The organism is Rhodopirellula sp. SH410, from assembly GCF_055811895.1.
This window is the reverse complement of sequence record NZ_CM147949.1, coordinates 5124394-5138375: the sequence shown is the minus strand read 5'-3', so window position 1 is coordinate 5138375 and position 13982 is coordinate 5124394. Positions and strand designations below refer to the sequence as shown.

Genomic DNA, 13982 nt, shown 5'->3' with positions numbered 1-13982 from the left:
CTAGTGCAGCACACGCATGTCGCCCCGCATCGTCTGAACCAGCACGGGCTCGGCAGGATCCATCTTGCCACGGATAATTGCCAATTCCTCCTCGGTCGGCGGTACCTCCAAGGCGAGGTTGCGTTCTGGCTTGCCCAATTGCGCGAGTTTCGCAAGGATGCTCGACAAATCTGGCTCGGAGCGTCCCAGCACCAAGTCGCGATAACACTCCAGAGACCTCACCGCCTGCCAACGCTGCCAAGCCGGAGCCCCCGCCTCCAACAACATGCGGGAAAATTGCAGCGTCGTTTCGCGATTGACAGCCAACTCGTTTACCAGGCCCTGGGGGAACGTCATCGCACACCGCCGCAGCCACTTCGGGAACCAAACCCGGTCGCTCTCCCCCACGCCATCGGCAGACGCCACCGCGATCTCAAATTTCAAAAGTGTCATCAGAATGATCCTTCGAGTTAGCGAGGTTGCTTTTGCGTCCCGAGAAGACTATCATCAACTACCACCACAGCGGCCTGCGGGATATTGGTCAAACACCCCAACTCACTCAGGTCGTATTGGCAAAATTCCCGAATACGACCCTACTGACAAGGGTTGAAACTATTGTTCTGCCATTAGTCCTTGACCGCCATGATTGCCGACCTTCTACGAGCGAGACATCCGAATGCAAAGATAGTTGGCGTCGACGATGCCGTCGTTGCTTTCCTTACCAGCCTCGGTCTCCCTGCGTCGATAGTGCAATCGCTTACTCAGATCTCGTACAGCGATTGGCTAGAAATTGAGAACCACTGCATCGTGCCGGCAAATGAGCTTCAAGACCTCAATACCGACGACCTTTATTCTCCGTGGTTTAATCGACGATACATTACGATTGGTGGAGGCTTAAACGGCGATCCAATCGCGATCGATCTCAATTCGACGTTGATGTGCTTTATCTTCCATGATGAGATGTACCCAAGAGACGAGTACTTACCTGACGATTTCGTGTTACACACTCCATTGAATTACTTTGACTTTTGGCAGGCTGTTGCGACTGACCCGGGCTTTCCGGTCGATGCCTACGACGCGGAAGAACGTTGGGGGCGACTCGAGCGATTCTCCAAAACAGAGACAGAACAATGACATGCATGGGAGGACGGCTTGCGGCGTTTCTCGCAATGGATAATTCACTCTCCGTCCCCCGTGATGTCTGACGTTCCCCGACTGACGACACTTAGCTCCAGGAAACTCCTCCATTGACTCGTGTAACGTCAGGCTTGAACGACTATCGTTACGTCGCATCCCTGCACATCGATCATCCGACAATTGATGCGGACTCAATGTCTCGCGGAATGCCCATCAATCCTGATCGCGTCTGTCGTGTTGGTGAGCAACGACGGACACCGAACGGAACGCCACGCTCAGGTTTTTATGATCGGACACATTGGAGCGTACAACTTGAATCTCCAGCTAATGCTGATGTGACCCACTTTCTTCGATCCATTCTTGAACGTCTTGAATGCTCACATGCATTTCTTGCGAATATCGCTGACACTGGTGGCAACGCCGAAATATTCATCGGACTGTTTGCCGATCGCGGTTGTGACTTTGAATTGCCGCGGTCGTTGCTCTCAAATCTTGCTACCGCTGGTCTTGGGCTACGGCTAGACTACTATGGTCCTGACAATACACCTGTGGACACCTGAACCTATATCTGCGGGGAACAATGACATGCACGGGAGGACGGCTTGCAGCGTTTTCCGAATGGATCGTCAACTCTCCGTCCCCCGTGATGTCCACCGTTCGCCGACAGATGCCCCAAGCCTCCCTCGTCTATGAAACGCTTTTCGTTACGAACACTTTTGATCGCGACGGCTGTGATGGCAGTGCTCATGGCTCTTCCGATTCGGCGTGCAATTGTTCAGAAACGGGGACGCGAGTGGGTAGCCTCTCAAAACGGCCACGTGAGCTTCTCGTACAAATACGACGCTCAAACTGATCAATGGGACCACAACGCGTCACGCCCTGCCCCTGAATGGCTCATCGACGCCCTCGGCATCGACTTCTTTGATACAGTGGACACCGTGATTCTTGACAACATGGAAGTGGAGGACCTGTCTCCCATCACAGATTTGCGGGGACTTCGACAACTTGCCATTATTATCGAGATTGACGACAAACTTGACTTCGCTCCATTGGCTGAACTCCCAAATCTTCGTCACCTGCATCTCGACTACACTGACATCGACGCAGAACGACTTGCTAAACTACGGGAACTGCTCCCAAATGTCCGAGTGGACGCAACGAATCATCCTCCGCCAGACTAAAGCGGCGAACCATCGGATGCACGTGCGGACTGGCAAGGTCTGATTGACAAGCGGGTGTGAATCCCGTCCGGGTAAGTGCTAGCCACACGCCCGGTATCGAGTGTTGCAGCCAACGTATAAGGCGTCACCGCCGAAGTCGTTGGTTGAAGCGTACACAGAAAGGTAGTGAGGGTGAATGGATCGCAGGTAGCCCTGTGACCGTGAACGGGATTAGCTCCGAAATTTTGTAACTGTTGAATCTGCCCAAGGTTTGTGCATGCCTTAAGGCAACATTGCTCACAGCGCTACCGGCAAGCTGTGAGTGGAGATCCGGAGTCGGCGCCCCGCTCGCGCTACACACCATGTCAATCAGGCAACCAGTGAGGCCCTGAGGTTCTTGATCGATTCGCGACTGCCGATCTCGATCGATCGAGTATGTCCTAGAAGTGGAATAAGCAACGAAGACAAATGACTTTCAGGGAATCGGACGATCCAGTAGTACCGCAGCGGCCCGAATGCCAATCGGGACGCGGCATGCCGAGTAATATCGGAGCAGGGAAGCGGATCGGGATGACACGCGGTCCAGACCGGGCACCGACCGTACTCAGTGACGGAGACTCGGTGCTAACTCGGCTGGATCGCATCTCTCAGAGAGCGAAGGCTGACCACGAAGGGGTTTTTAACAACCTCTTTTCGCTGCTCACTCATGAGCTGTTGTGGTATGCCTTTCGCCGACTCAAACGAGGCAAAGTACCTGGTGTCGATAACGTCACGGTGGAAGAGTACGAAGCAGATCTCGAAGCGAACCTTCGCGGTCTACTGACGCGACTCCATCGAGGCTCGTATCGCCCGCAGCCGAGCTTGCGAAAGAACATCCCCAAGGGGAATGGGAAAACGCGACCGCTCGGTATCGCTTGCGTGGAGGACAAACTTGTCCAACGCGCAGTCGTGATGATCCTGGAACAAATCTACGAAGTGGATTTTTACGATACTTCGTATGGTTACCGTCCAGGCAAATCTTGTCACGAGGCATTGTCGACGCTGGGAGGATTCATCGCCACGCGGAAAGTAAACTGGATCAGTGATGCTGACATCAAGGGATTCTTTGATAACGTGTCACACCAGCACCTCGAAGAGCTACTGCGACGACGCATTAGCGATCCGAAGTTGCTGCGGCTGATCGTATGTTTTCTGAAAGCAGGGGTGATGATCGAAGGCCGGTTGCAGGCCACCGAAGACGGCGTTCCGCAAGGAGCCAGTCTCTCACCGCTGCTCGCCAATGTGTATTTACATTATGTGTTGGATGAGTGGTTCGAGCGTGAAGTCAAACCGCGACTCAGAGGAGAAGCGGAAATCATTCGCTTCGCTGATGATTTTGTGTGTTGTTTTGAGCTCGAAACCGATGCGATGAGATACCAAGCGGTGTTGCCTAAGCGACTGGGCCGTTACTCGTTGTCAGTCGCCGAGGAGAAAACCAAGTTGATCCGGTTCGGACGTTTTGCGAGTCGCGATCACCAGCGACGTGGCGAAGGCGCGCCGAGCACGTTCGACTTCCTCGGATTCACTCATTACTGTGGCCTGTCGCGTGCAGGAAAGTTCAAACTGAAGCGGAGAACGTCAGGAAAGAAACTTCGTGTGAAGTTGATGGAGATGCGTCTGTGGTTTCATCATCAGCTCTCGACACCGGTCGGCGAGATGTGGCAAACGCTTAACATGAAACTTCGCGGTCACTATCAGTACTACGGCATCAATGACAATTGGCCGATGCTGATGGCTTACCGTAGCAAGGTTCGTCGGATGGCGAAGCGTCACTTGAGCCGTCGGAGTCAGAAGAGCTATGTGAACTGGGACGATTTCAATCGCTTCACGGAACTTCATCCCTTGGCGGGCCCGACCAAATTGAAGGACCTGATCGCGATGAACCGTGAGTTGCTGAGTGCGAGGGACAAGTGACATCTGGGAGCCGGATGCTGTAACGCGGCACGTCCGGATCTGCGAGGGGCCGAGGGTCAATGAGGCAAGGTTGAAATATTGTGACACCACAACGGGAAACCAGTGGCAAACAGTGAACACAAAGCATAACCTAAACCAAAGAGACCCCGGTCTACTCTCCCCGAGTCGGCGAGTCGGGCGTTTTGACAATGGAAGATCTCTCGCGCCGACCGGGTGATCCGCATCGTTCCCCGACTGGCATTCGCACCGATGATCGATGTTGAGGCTCAACCGCGAATTGTCGCCGAAATTGTGATGCTCTCATCAGCCGAGGGTGGCCGCACTCGGGGCATCACGATCGAACCCGATTCCCGATACATGCCGCATCTAGCGATCGACGATCGAGCAAACCGCAAAGCGAGAACTGACGCGAACAATCATTCTCTCGAACACTACATGGGCGTACTTTTCGAACCGGCATTGTCGGTCACTGATCCCGCAACTGGTTCCGGCCAATATCCGCTTCGACTCATGTACTATCCCCGCGTCGACTACTCCACGCTTCAAACCGGGAGCACCTTTACTGTTCGCGAGGGCGGACGCATTGTTGGTCACGGCATTGTGCTAAGCACATCTGGGTAAGTATTTCGGTATAACTGGCAAGCTTTTTGCACCCATGTTGAGTTGGGAATCCTTTCTGATTTGCTAAGCACATCTGGGTAAGTATTTCGGTATAACTGGCAAGCTTTTTGCACCCATGTTGAGTTGGGAATCCTTTCTGATTTGCTAGCAAATGCTCGATGGTCGAGATTATGCGAAGCATCATGTTTCTCCCTGTTTCACGAACCGGGAGATTCAAATGGCACGCCCCTCTACAAAATTCGCACAAATTGGCTCAGTCGAGCAAAAACAGCAACTGACGGAAATGTGGAAAAGTCATCATTGCCACTATACGCGAGTTCGTGCGCACGCAATCTTACTCAGCGACCAACAGTACGAAATAAGTTCCCTTGTCGATATCTTTGGCGTGGATCGAGATTCGGTATCCAGTTGGATTGACAGATTTTCAGAAGGCGGCCCCGACGCACTTGAAGACTCCGAGCATCCCGGTGCGCCGCCGATACTCAACGCCTCAGAGCAGCAAACTCTCCGGCGACTACTTCGAAAATACCCGAATCGACCAGCCAAGGTGCTGAAAGAGCTGAAAGAAAAAACCGGCAAGGAAATCAAGCGACCCACTCTGCGAGAATACGCGAGGCGGTTTCGGCTGAGTTGGAAACGTTATCGTCGAAGTTTGCGGCAAAAACGGGATGAAAAGAAATTTCAATTGGCCAAGGAAGAGCTAGCCGAGTTTCTCGAAGAACCGGATTTGAACGTTGTTTACTTTGACGAGGCGGGTTTCTCGCTCAAAGGAGTTGTTCCCTACGGATGGCAACCGATCGGTCGACGCTACGAAATACCCGTAACCGGGGCACACGGCAGCAACGTTCAAGCGATTGGGTTTCAGGGTCAAGACGGTGAAACCCACACCTATCTCCACAAAGGCTACGTGAACAGCGAAATGGTGATTGCAATTTTCGATGATTATTGCCAAACAATCGACGGTCCAACTGTTGTGGTCCTTGACAATGCCTCAGTCCACACGAGCGGAGCATTTCAAACTCGCATGGAAGACTGGGCAGAGAAAGGACTCTACATCTACCATCTGCCGCCATACAGTCCAGAGCTGAATGCAATTGAAATGCTTTGGAAAAAACTCAAGTACCAACTGCTCCCCGCTGGCGCCTGGGAGCGCTTCAGTACACTGCTAAACACACTTACGAAAACACTCAATGAGTTTGGAGAAGTGTCGTATATGCCTACGCTTTTTAATTATGCCGAATAAATTCACCCGACGTGCTTAGCAAATGCTCGATGGTCGAGATTATGCGAAGCATCATGTTTCTCCCTGTTTCACGAACCGGGAGATTCAAATGGCACGCCCCTCTACAAAATTCGCACAAATTGGCTCAGTCGAGCAAAAACAGCAACTGACGGAAATGTGGAAAAGTCATCATTGCCACTATACGCGAGTTCGTGCGCACGCAATCTTACTCAGCGACCAACAGTACGAAATAAGTTCCCTTGTCGATATCTTTGGCGTGGATCGAGATTCGGTATCCAGTTGGATTGACAGATTTTCAGAAGGCGGCCCCGACGCACTTGAAGACTCCGAGCATCCCGGTGCGCCGCCGATACTCAACGCCTCAGAGCAGCAAACTCTCCGGCGACTACTTCGAAAATACCCGAATCGACCAGCCAAGGTGCTGAAAGAGCTGAAAGAAAAAACCGGCAAGGAAATCAAGCGACCCACTCTGCGAGAATACGCGAGGCGGTTTCGGCTGAGTTGGAAACGTTATCGTCGAAGTTTGCGGCAAAAACGGGATGAAAAGAAATTTCAATTGGCCAAGGAAGAGCTAGCCGAGTTTCTCGAAGAACCGGATTTGAACGTTGTTTACTTTGACGAGGCGGGTTTCTCGCTCAAAGGAGTTGTTCCCTACGGATGGCAACCGATCGGTCGACGCTACGAAATACCCGTAACCGGGGCACACGGCAGCAACGTTCAAGCGATTGGGTTTCAGGGTCAAGACGGTGAAACCCACACCTATCTCCACAAAGGCTACGTGAACAGCGAAATGGTGATTGCAATTTTCGATGATTATTGCCAAACAATCGACGGTCCAACTGTTGTGGTCCTTGACAATGCCTCAGTCCACACGAGCGGAGCATTTCAAACTCGCATGGAAGACTGGGCAGAGAAAGGACTCTACATCTACCATCTGCCGCCATACAGTCCAGAGCTGAATGCAATTGAAATGCTTTGGAAAAAACTCAAGTACCAACTGCTCCCCGCTGGCGCCTGGGAGCGCTTCAGTACACTGCTAAACACACTTACGAAAACACTCAATGAGTTTGGAGAAGTGTCGTATATGCCTACGCTTTTTAATTATGCCGAATAAATTCACCCGACGTGCTTATCATCGACGTTACCCAGCCAACACGAACAGAGCGGGGAACAATGACATGCACGTGCGGACTGGCAAGGTCTGATTGACAAGCGGGTGTGAATCCCGTCTGGGTAAGTGCTAGCCACACGCCCGGTATCGAGTGTTGCAGCCAACGTATAAGGCGTGTTGCCGAAGTCGTTGGTTGAAGCGTACACAGAAAGGTAGTGAGGGTGAATGGATCACAGGTAGCCCTGTGACCGTGAACGGGATTAGCTCCGAAATTTTGTAACTGTTGAATCTGCCCAAGGTTTGTGCATGCCTTAAGGCAACATTGCTCACAGCGCTACCGGCAAGCTGTGAGTGGAGATCCGGAGTCCGCGCCCCGCTCGCGCTACACACCATGTCAATCAGGCAACCAGTGAGGCCCTGAGGTTCTTGATCGATTCGCGACTTCCGATCTCGATCGATCGAGTATGTCCTAGAAGTGGAATAAACAACGAAGACAAATGACGCTCAGGGAATCGGACGATCCAGTAGTACCGCAGCGGCCCGAATGCCAATCGGGACGCGACATGCCGAGTAATATCGGAGCAGGGAAGCGGATCGGGATGACACGCGGTCCAGACCGGGCACCGACCGTACTCAGTGACGGAGACTCGGTGCTAACCCGGCTGGATCGCATCTCTCAGAGAGCGAAGGCTGACCACGAAGGGGTTTTTAACAACCTCTTTTCGCTGCTCACTCATGAGCTGTTGTGGTATGCCTTTCGCCGACTCAAACGAGGCAAAGTGCCTGGTGTCGATAACGTCACGGTGGAAGAGTACGAAGCAGATCTCGAAGCGAACCTTCGCGGTCTACTCACGCGACTCTATCGAGGCTCGTATCGCCCGCAGCCGAGCTTGCGAAAGAACATCCCCAAGGGGAATGGGAAAACGCGACCGCTCGGTATCGCTTGCGTGGAGGACAAACTTGTCCAACGCGCAGTCGTGATGATCCTGGAGCAAATCTACGAAGTAGACTTTTACGAAACTTCGTATGGTTAGGAACGCGGGATCAATAACTGGCGTAGTGGATCTTGTTAAAGATCCATCCAGAACAGGATCTTTAACAAGATCCACTACGGTAAACCCGTCACTTATTGTTCATGGCATCCTTGCCGTCCAGGCAAATCTTGTCACGAGGCATTGTCGACGCTGGGAGGATTCATCGCCACGCGGAAAGTAAACTGGATCAGTGATGCTGACATCAAGGGATTCTTTGATAACGTGTCACACCAGCACCTCGAAGAGCTACTGCGACGACGCATTAGCGATCCGAAGTTGCTGCGGCTGATCGTATGTTTTCTGAAAGCAGGGGTGATGATCGAAGGCCGGTTGCAGGCCACCGAAGACGGCGTTCCGCAAGGAGCCAGTCTCTCACCGCTGCTCGCCAATGTGTATTTACATTATGTGTTGGATGAGTGGTTCGAGCGTGAAGTCAAACCGCGACTCAGAGGAGAAGCGGAAATCATTCGCTTCGCTGATGATTTTGTGTGTTGTTTTGAGCTCGAAACCGATGCGATGAGATACCAAGCGGTGTTGCCTAAGCGACTGGGCCGTTACTCGTTGTCAGTCGCCGAGGAGAAAACCAAGTTGATCCGTTTTGGACGTTTTGCGAGTCGCGATCACCAGCGACGTGGCGAAGGCGCGCCGAGCACGTTCGACTTCCTCGGATTCACTCATTACTGTGGCCTGTCGCGGGCAGGAAAGTTCAAGCTGAAGCGGAGAACGTCAGGAAAGAAACTTCGTGTGAAGTTGATGGAGATGCGTCTGTGGTTTCATCATCAGCTGTCGACACCGGTCGGCGAGATGTGGCAAACGCTTAACATGAAACTTCGCGGTCACTATCAGTATTACGGCATCAATGACAATTGGCCGATGCTGATGGCTTACCGTAGCAAGGTTCGTCGGATGGCGAAGCGTCACTTGAGCCGTCGGAGTCAGAAGAGCTATGTGAACTAGGACGATTTCAATCGCTTCACGGAACTTCATCCCTTGGCGGGGCCGACCAAATTGAAAGACCTGATCGCGATGAACCGTGAGTTGCTGAGTGCGAGGGACAAGTGACATCTGGGAGCCGGATGCTGTAACGCGGCACGTCCGGATCTGCGAGGGGCCGAGGGTCAATGAGGCAAGGTTGAAATATTGTGACACCACAACGGGAAACCAGTGGCAAACAGTGAACACAAAGCATAACCTAAACCAAAGAGACCCCGGTCTACTCTCCGGGAGCCGCCGATGACGCGGGTTTTGAAATCACAGATTTTTGGCGGCGGCCCCGTTACCGCTGGCGTTCGCCGACTAACTGAGACCTTAACTTCCAAGCTATCGAATGCCCGGTTTCTTCGGATACCTTTTTCTTGCGACAGTCTTCACGCTAGGCGGCGTCGTTCACCTCCTGATCCTTCTCTTTCGCAAACGCCAGCCTGCTCCCCGATACGCGGCACCAGAAGTCGCTTCTTGGTTTTTCACCTATCTTGTTAATCAATCGCTGTTTACCGCGTTGACGACTGACTCAACGGTCCAGCTAGTCTTCCCTGTGTATCTTGCGATGCCCTTCGCAACTCTTGGTTGGTGGTGGTTAATTGTTCGCCAATTTCGCACTGCAAACTCGTTCTCACAACACGTCTCGTGCGTACTGCCGGTGTTGTATGTTCCTTTTCTTTTTCTCATGCCGATGCTTGGCGGCGCGATGGGTAATTGGCCGTATGGCAATCTCCCGCGTGGTCTGGCCGACGATTTTGCCTTTGTCTGGCTTATCGGCTATCCAACGCTACACGTACTCTCGATTCTCTTTGTTGTCGTGTCCTGGGTTTCTACGGCAAACTCGACCGATGCTGACTCCCACGATCTCGTCTTGGTTGACCACGACGCTACACCATCGGATAATCCTTACTCACCTCCTGCCACAATGTGACACGGAAGAGCGGCGAACCATGCGATGCAACGGCGCCGGGCTTGCAGGTTTTAACGAATGGATAATCAACCTTCCCGGCCCGCTGATCGCGGCCGTTGAACTGGCCTTGCGGGGTTGTCTTGGAGTTTCAATATCTCTCGGTTGGGGCAACTAATCGCTTTGCAGACTTGGGTCGAAGTGGTAAAGTTCTAAGCTCTCGAGACCGCCTCAATTCGGTGAATCTGACGCTCTGAAAATGGCATCGATGCCAGTGCAACAAAGTCGTTGCACCACGATTCGGCGGAACACGGTTTCGAGGGGTCAACTCAGCCTAGCCGAACGGGTGAACTTAAACGTTCTGTGCCAAGCCATCGCGGCTCACGGTACCATCTCGAATTCTAACTTCTATGCACGCCTTGATGCCACCTCGCCGTCCACGCATTTCCCTCCTGACGCTGCTGCTGTTGGTGACCATATTTGCGATGGGGATCGCTCTCTGGCAGGCAAATTCTGAACTCATACCGATGCGGGAAGAAGTGCAAGCATTACGTGACGAAACGGGGCAGCTGACAATCAGCGATGTAAAGCAAATTCACGCGATTCAGATGGCAACGGACTATCCGCTAGCCTGGAAATGGCGTGTCTATATTCCCGAAGGGAGAAAAGTCTGCCTTGCGCACGAAACCCACCAGATATCAAAAGAAGAGTTTCCGGAAACGAACGGATACGAAATCGTTGGTCCAGGGGAATTCGTCGTGACTGTCATGCTAGACAAACAGCCAGACGGAAAATGGCGAAGTAGCCTCTCGTGCGATGGTGTGACTACCTATCGACTATTTCCTGAAGACGCAAACAGATGGCTTACTGAAGGTGGTTCGGGATCACATTTCGAGCAAGTGTATAGAACGGTTTCCGTGGAGAGATCAGGTGAACCATTTGTCTTGTTGCGTAAGCGGGTATTCTACAATCGACGGCAAATCCCCCCGTCGAACGAACCGGCGCTCACCGACGGATTACTGGTGTGGCTCTCCGAAGATATGTCGAGTGCAAACAATGGCGAAGAGCACAGAACCAAGCCGTGAACCGGAGCGGCGAAGTCGAGCGGTTCTGAATTGGACAATCTTTAGTCGCCGCCCGGTTACGGCTGCCGTTCTGCTACGACAAATCGCCAATGGTAAACCCGTATCAACCTCCGACTGAACGACAAGCAGATACCGGTTCTGCAATCGGGCGGAGTTGGTCGCCACTGACTGTGCTCGCTTGGCCAGTCTTGCTCGCGGCAAACCTTGTTATGCCGCTGTATCTCGGATCGCATTTGATACGCGACAACGGCAAGGTCGGCGTTGCGTTGACCATCCTAGTATTTGCTATTGTCGGTTGGGGTGTATGCATTCGGCGACCTCAATTCGCCAAACGCGTACTCGTTGGCGCGATGTTCATCGCGCTGACTCAAGCGTTTCCCCTGCTTCATATGTTGTCGGGGTTTCTTGCCGTAACTCTAGCTGACGCGATTGGTCACGCTGAGATCAACGGATGGGAACGTGAACAAATCACAACGGAATTCGGCGGATTCGTTGTTGCCACCGTCACCGGAGTTATGCTTACGGTCGCGTCGCTTTTGATCGGGAGCTCGATAATCCCTGTCATTGATGCAATACGTGAAGCGTTGAGGACGAAGGCAGAACCAAAAAAAAATGCACGTGCGGACTGGCAAGGTCTGATTGACAAGCGGGTGTGAATCCCGTCTGGGTAAGTGCTAGCCACACGCCCGGTATCGAGTGTTGCAGCCAACATATAAGGCGTGTTGCCGAAGTCGTTGGTTGAAGCGTACCCAGAAAGGTAGTGAGGGTGAATGGATCGCAGGTAGCCCTGCGGCCGTGAACGGGATTAGCTCCGAAATTTTGTAACTGTTGAATCTGCCCAAGGTTTGTGCATGCCTTAAGACAACATTGCTCACAGCACTACCGGCAAGCTGTGAGTGGAGATCCGGAGTCCGCGCCCCGCTCACGCTACACACCATGTCATTCAGGCAACCAGTGAGGCCCTGAGGTTCTTGATCGATTCGCGACTTCCGATCTCGATCGATCGAGTATGTCCTAGAAGTGGAATAAACAACGAAGACAAATGACTTTCAGGGAATCGGACGATCCAGTAGTACCGCAGCGGCCCGAATGCCAATCGGGACGCGACATGCCGAGTAATATCGGAGCAGGGAAGCGGATCGGGATGACACGCGGTCCAGACCGGGCACCGACCGTACTCAGTGACGGAGACTCGGTGCTAACTCGGCTGGATCGCATCTCTCAGAGAGCGAAAGCGAACCACGAAGGGGTTTTCAATAACCTCTTCTCGCTGCTCACTCATGAGCTGTTGTGGTACGCGTTTCGCCGACTCAAACGAGGCAAAGTGCCTGGTGTCGGTAACGTCACGGTGGAAGAGTACGAAGCAGATCTCGAAGCGAACCTTCGCGGTCTACTCACGCGACTCCATCGAGGCTCGTATCGCCCGCAGCCGAGCTTGCGAAAGAACATTCCCAAAGGGAATGGGAAAACGCGACCGCTCGGTATCGCTTGCGTGGAGGACAAACTTGTCCAACGCGCAGTCGTGATGATCCTGGAGCAAATCTACGAAGTAGACTTTTACGAAACTTCGTATGGTTAGGAACGCGGGATCAATAACTGGCGTAGTGGATCTTGTTAAAGATCCATCCAGAACAGGATCTTTAACAAGATCCACTACGGTAAACCCGTCACTTATTGTTCATGGCATCCTTGCCGTCCAGGCAAATCTTGTCACGAGGCATTGTCGACGCTGGGAGGATTCATCGCCACGCGGAAAGTAAACTGGATCAGTGATGCTGACATCAAGGGATTCTTTGATAACGTGTCACACCAGCACCTCGAAGAGCTACTGCGGCGACGCATTAGCGATCCGAAGTTGCTGCGGCTGATCGTACGTTTTCTGAAAGCAGGGGTGATGATCGAAGGCCGGTTGCAGGCCACCGAAGACGGCGTTCCGCAAGGAGCCAGTCTCTCACCGCTGCTCGCCAATGTGTATTTACATTATGTGTTGGATGAGTGGTTCGAGCGTGAAGTCAAACCGCGACTCAGAGGAGAAGCGGAAATCATTCGCTTCGCTGATGATTTTGTGTGTTGTTTTGAGCTCGAAACCGATGCGATGAGATACCAAGCGGTGTTGCCTAAGCGACTGGGCCGTTACTCGTTGTCAGTCGCCGAGGAGAAAACCAAGTTGATCCGGTTCGGACGTTTTGCACGTCGCGATCACCAGCGACGTGGCGAAGGCGCGCCGAGCACGTTCGACTTCCTCGGATTAACTCATTACTGTGGCCAGTCGCGTGCAGGGAAGTTCAAACTGAAGCGGAGAACGTCAGGCAAGAAACTTCGTGTGAAGTTGATGGAGATGCGTCTGTGGTTTCATCATCAGCTGTCGACACCGGTCGGCGAAATGTGGCAAACGCTTAACATGAAACTTCGCGGTCATTATCAGTATTACGGCATCAATGACAATTGGCCGATGCTGATGGCTTACCGTAGCAAGGTTCGTCGGATGGCGAAGCGTCACTTGAGCCGTCGGAGTCAGAAGAGCTATGTGAACTGGGACGATTTCAATCGCTTCACGGAACTTCATCCCTTGGCGGGGCCGACCAAATTGAAGGACCTGATCGCGATGAACCGTGAGTTGCTGAGTGCGAGGGACAAGTGACATCTGGGAGCCGGATGCTGTAACGCGGCACGTCCGGATCTGCGAGGGGCCGAGGGTCAATGCGGCAAGGTTCAAATATTGTGACACCACAACGGGAAACCAGTGGCAAACAGTGAACACAAAGCGTAAC

General features: G+C 52.8%; 15 protein-coding genes. 14 read left to right on the top strand and 1 reads right to left on the bottom strand.

Going from position 1 to position 13982, the window contains the following annotated elements; all coding sequences use genetic code 11:
- Positions 1–432 carry a hypothetical protein gene (locus tag SH410x_RS18750; RefSeq protein ID WP_473669806.1) on the bottom strand — a complete coding sequence of 144 codons (432 nt, stop codon included), beginning with the start codon at positions 430–432 and terminating at the stop codon, positions 1–3.
- A gap of 189 nt (positions 433–621) precedes the next feature.
- Between SH410x_RS18750 and SH410x_RS18745 the strand changes: the two genes are divergently transcribed.
- The 14 genes from SH410x_RS18745 (at position 622) to SH410x_RS18680 (ending at position 13852) form a co-directional block, all read left to right on the top strand.
- Complete coding sequence (locus SH410x_RS18745) at positions 622–1113, top strand: hypothetical protein (protein WP_473669804.1); 492 nt, start codon at positions 622–624, stop codon at positions 1111–1113.
- Between the two features lie 134 nt (positions 1114–1247).
- Positions 1248–1676 carry a DUF4279 domain-containing protein gene (locus SH410x_RS18740; RefSeq protein ID WP_473669802.1) on the top strand — a complete coding sequence of 143 codons (429 nt, stop codon included), beginning with the start codon at positions 1248–1250 and terminating at the stop codon, positions 1674–1676.
- Between the two features lie 129 nt (positions 1677–1805).
- A complete protein-coding gene (locus SH410x_RS18735) occupies positions 1806–2297 on the top strand; it encodes a hypothetical protein (protein ID WP_473669800.1) in 492 nt (163 codons plus the stop codon).
- Between the two features lie 447 nt (positions 2298–2744).
- Complete coding sequence (gene ltrA, locus SH410x_RS18730) at positions 2745–4229, top strand: group II intron reverse transcriptase/maturase (RefSeq protein ID WP_473668609.1); 1485 nt, start codon at positions 2745–2747, stop codon at positions 4227–4229.
- A 249-nt stretch (positions 4230–4478) separates the two neighbouring features.
- Positions 4479–4850 carry a hypothetical protein gene (locus tag SH410x_RS18725; RefSeq protein ID WP_473669798.1) on the top strand — a complete coding sequence of 124 codons (372 nt, stop codon included), beginning with the start codon at positions 4479–4481 and terminating at the stop codon, positions 4848–4850.
- A gap of 151 nt (positions 4851–5001) precedes the next feature.
- On the top strand, positions 5002–6093 hold the full coding sequence (locus SH410x_RS18720; RefSeq protein ID WP_473668492.1) for an IS630 family transposase: 1092 nt from the start codon (positions 5002–5004) through the stop codon (positions 6091–6093).
- 22 nt (positions 6094–6115) lie between these two features.
- On the top strand, positions 6116–7207 hold the full coding sequence (locus SH410x_RS18715) for an IS630 family transposase (RefSeq protein WP_473668492.1): 1092 nt from the start codon (positions 6116–6118) through the stop codon (positions 7205–7207).
- Positions 7208–7701: 494 nt separating this feature from the next.
- The gene (locus tag SH410x_RS18710) at positions 7702–8238 is read left to right on the top strand and encodes a hypothetical protein (protein ID WP_473669796.1); all 537 of its coding nucleotides are present in this window, start codon (positions 7702–7704) and stop codon (positions 8236–8238) included.
- 45 nt (positions 8239–8283) lie between these two features.
- Positions 8284–9195: a reverse transcriptase domain-containing protein gene (locus SH410x_RS18705; RefSeq protein ID WP_473677343.1), complete on the top strand. Its 912-nt coding sequence runs from the start codon at positions 8284–8286 to the stop codon at positions 9193–9195.
- Between the two features lie 370 nt (positions 9196–9565).
- The gene (locus SH410x_RS18700) at positions 9566–10150 is read left to right on the top strand and encodes a hypothetical protein (protein ID WP_473669794.1); all 585 of its coding nucleotides are present in this window, start codon (positions 9566–9568) and stop codon (positions 10148–10150) included.
- A 386-nt stretch (positions 10151–10536) separates the two neighbouring features.
- On the top strand, positions 10537–11211 hold the full coding sequence (locus SH410x_RS18695) for a hypothetical protein (protein ID WP_473669792.1): 675 nt from the start codon (positions 10537–10539) through the stop codon (positions 11209–11211).
- Positions 11212–11420: 209 nt separating this feature from the next.
- Positions 11421–11867, top strand: coding sequence for a hypothetical protein (locus SH410x_RS18690; RefSeq protein WP_473669790.1), 447 nt, complete (start codon positions 11421–11423; stop codon positions 11865–11867).
- Between the two features lie 386 nt (positions 11868–12253).
- The gene (locus tag SH410x_RS18685) at positions 12254–12790 is read left to right on the top strand and encodes a hypothetical protein (RefSeq protein ID WP_473669788.1); all 537 of its coding nucleotides are present in this window, start codon (positions 12254–12256) and stop codon (positions 12788–12790) included.
- A 45-nt stretch (positions 12791–12835) separates the two neighbouring features.
- Positions 12836–13852 (top strand): reverse transcriptase domain-containing protein, encoded by a 1017-nt coding sequence (locus tag SH410x_RS18680; RefSeq protein WP_473677342.1) that lies wholly within the window; start codon positions 12836–12838, stop codon positions 13850–13852.
- Positions 13853–13982 lie beyond the last annotated feature (130 nt).

Excerpts from the sequence above, each read along its gene's own strand:
- SH410x_RS18720 (WP_473668492.1), top strand. The coding sequence starts at position 5,002 with ATGCTCGATGGTCGAGATTATGCGAAGCATCATGTTTCTCCCTGTTTC.
- SH410x_RS18725 (WP_473669798.1), top strand. The coding sequence starts at position 4,479 with ATGATCGATGTTGAGGCTCAACCGCGAATTGTCGCCGAAATTGTGATG.
- SH410x_RS18715 (WP_473668492.1), top strand. The coding sequence starts at position 6,116 with ATGCTCGATGGTCGAGATTATGCGAAGCATCATGTTTCTCCCTGTTTC.
- SH410x_RS18700 (WP_473669794.1), top strand. The coding sequence starts at position 9,566 with ATGCCCGGTTTCTTCGGATACCTTTTTCTTGCGACAGTCTTCACGCTA.
- SH410x_RS18685 (WP_473669788.1), top strand. The coding sequence starts at position 12,254 with ATGACTTTCAGGGAATCGGACGATCCAGTAGTACCGCAGCGGCCCGAA.
- SH410x_RS18695 (WP_473669792.1), top strand. The coding sequence starts at position 10,537 with ATGCACGCCTTGATGCCACCTCGCCGTCCACGCATTTCCCTCCTGACG.
- SH410x_RS18690 (WP_473669790.1), top strand. The coding sequence starts at position 11,421 with ATGCCGCTGTATCTCGGATCGCATTTGATACGCGACAACGGCAAGGTC.
- SH410x_RS18750 (WP_473669806.1), bottom strand. The coding sequence starts at position 432 with ATGACACTTTTGAAATTTGAGATCGCGGTGGCGTCTGCCGATGGCGTG.
- ltrA (WP_473668609.1), top strand. The coding sequence starts at position 2,745 with ATGACTTTCAGGGAATCGGACGATCCAGTAGTACCGCAGCGGCCCGAA.
- SH410x_RS18745 (WP_473669804.1), top strand. The coding sequence starts at position 622 with ATGATTGCCGACCTTCTACGAGCGAGACATCCGAATGCAAAGATAGTT.
- SH410x_RS18710 (WP_473669796.1), top strand. The coding sequence starts at position 7,702 with ATGACGCTCAGGGAATCGGACGATCCAGTAGTACCGCAGCGGCCCGAA.
- SH410x_RS18735 (WP_473669800.1), top strand. The coding sequence starts at position 1,806 with ATGAAACGCTTTTCGTTACGAACACTTTTGATCGCGACGGCTGTGATG.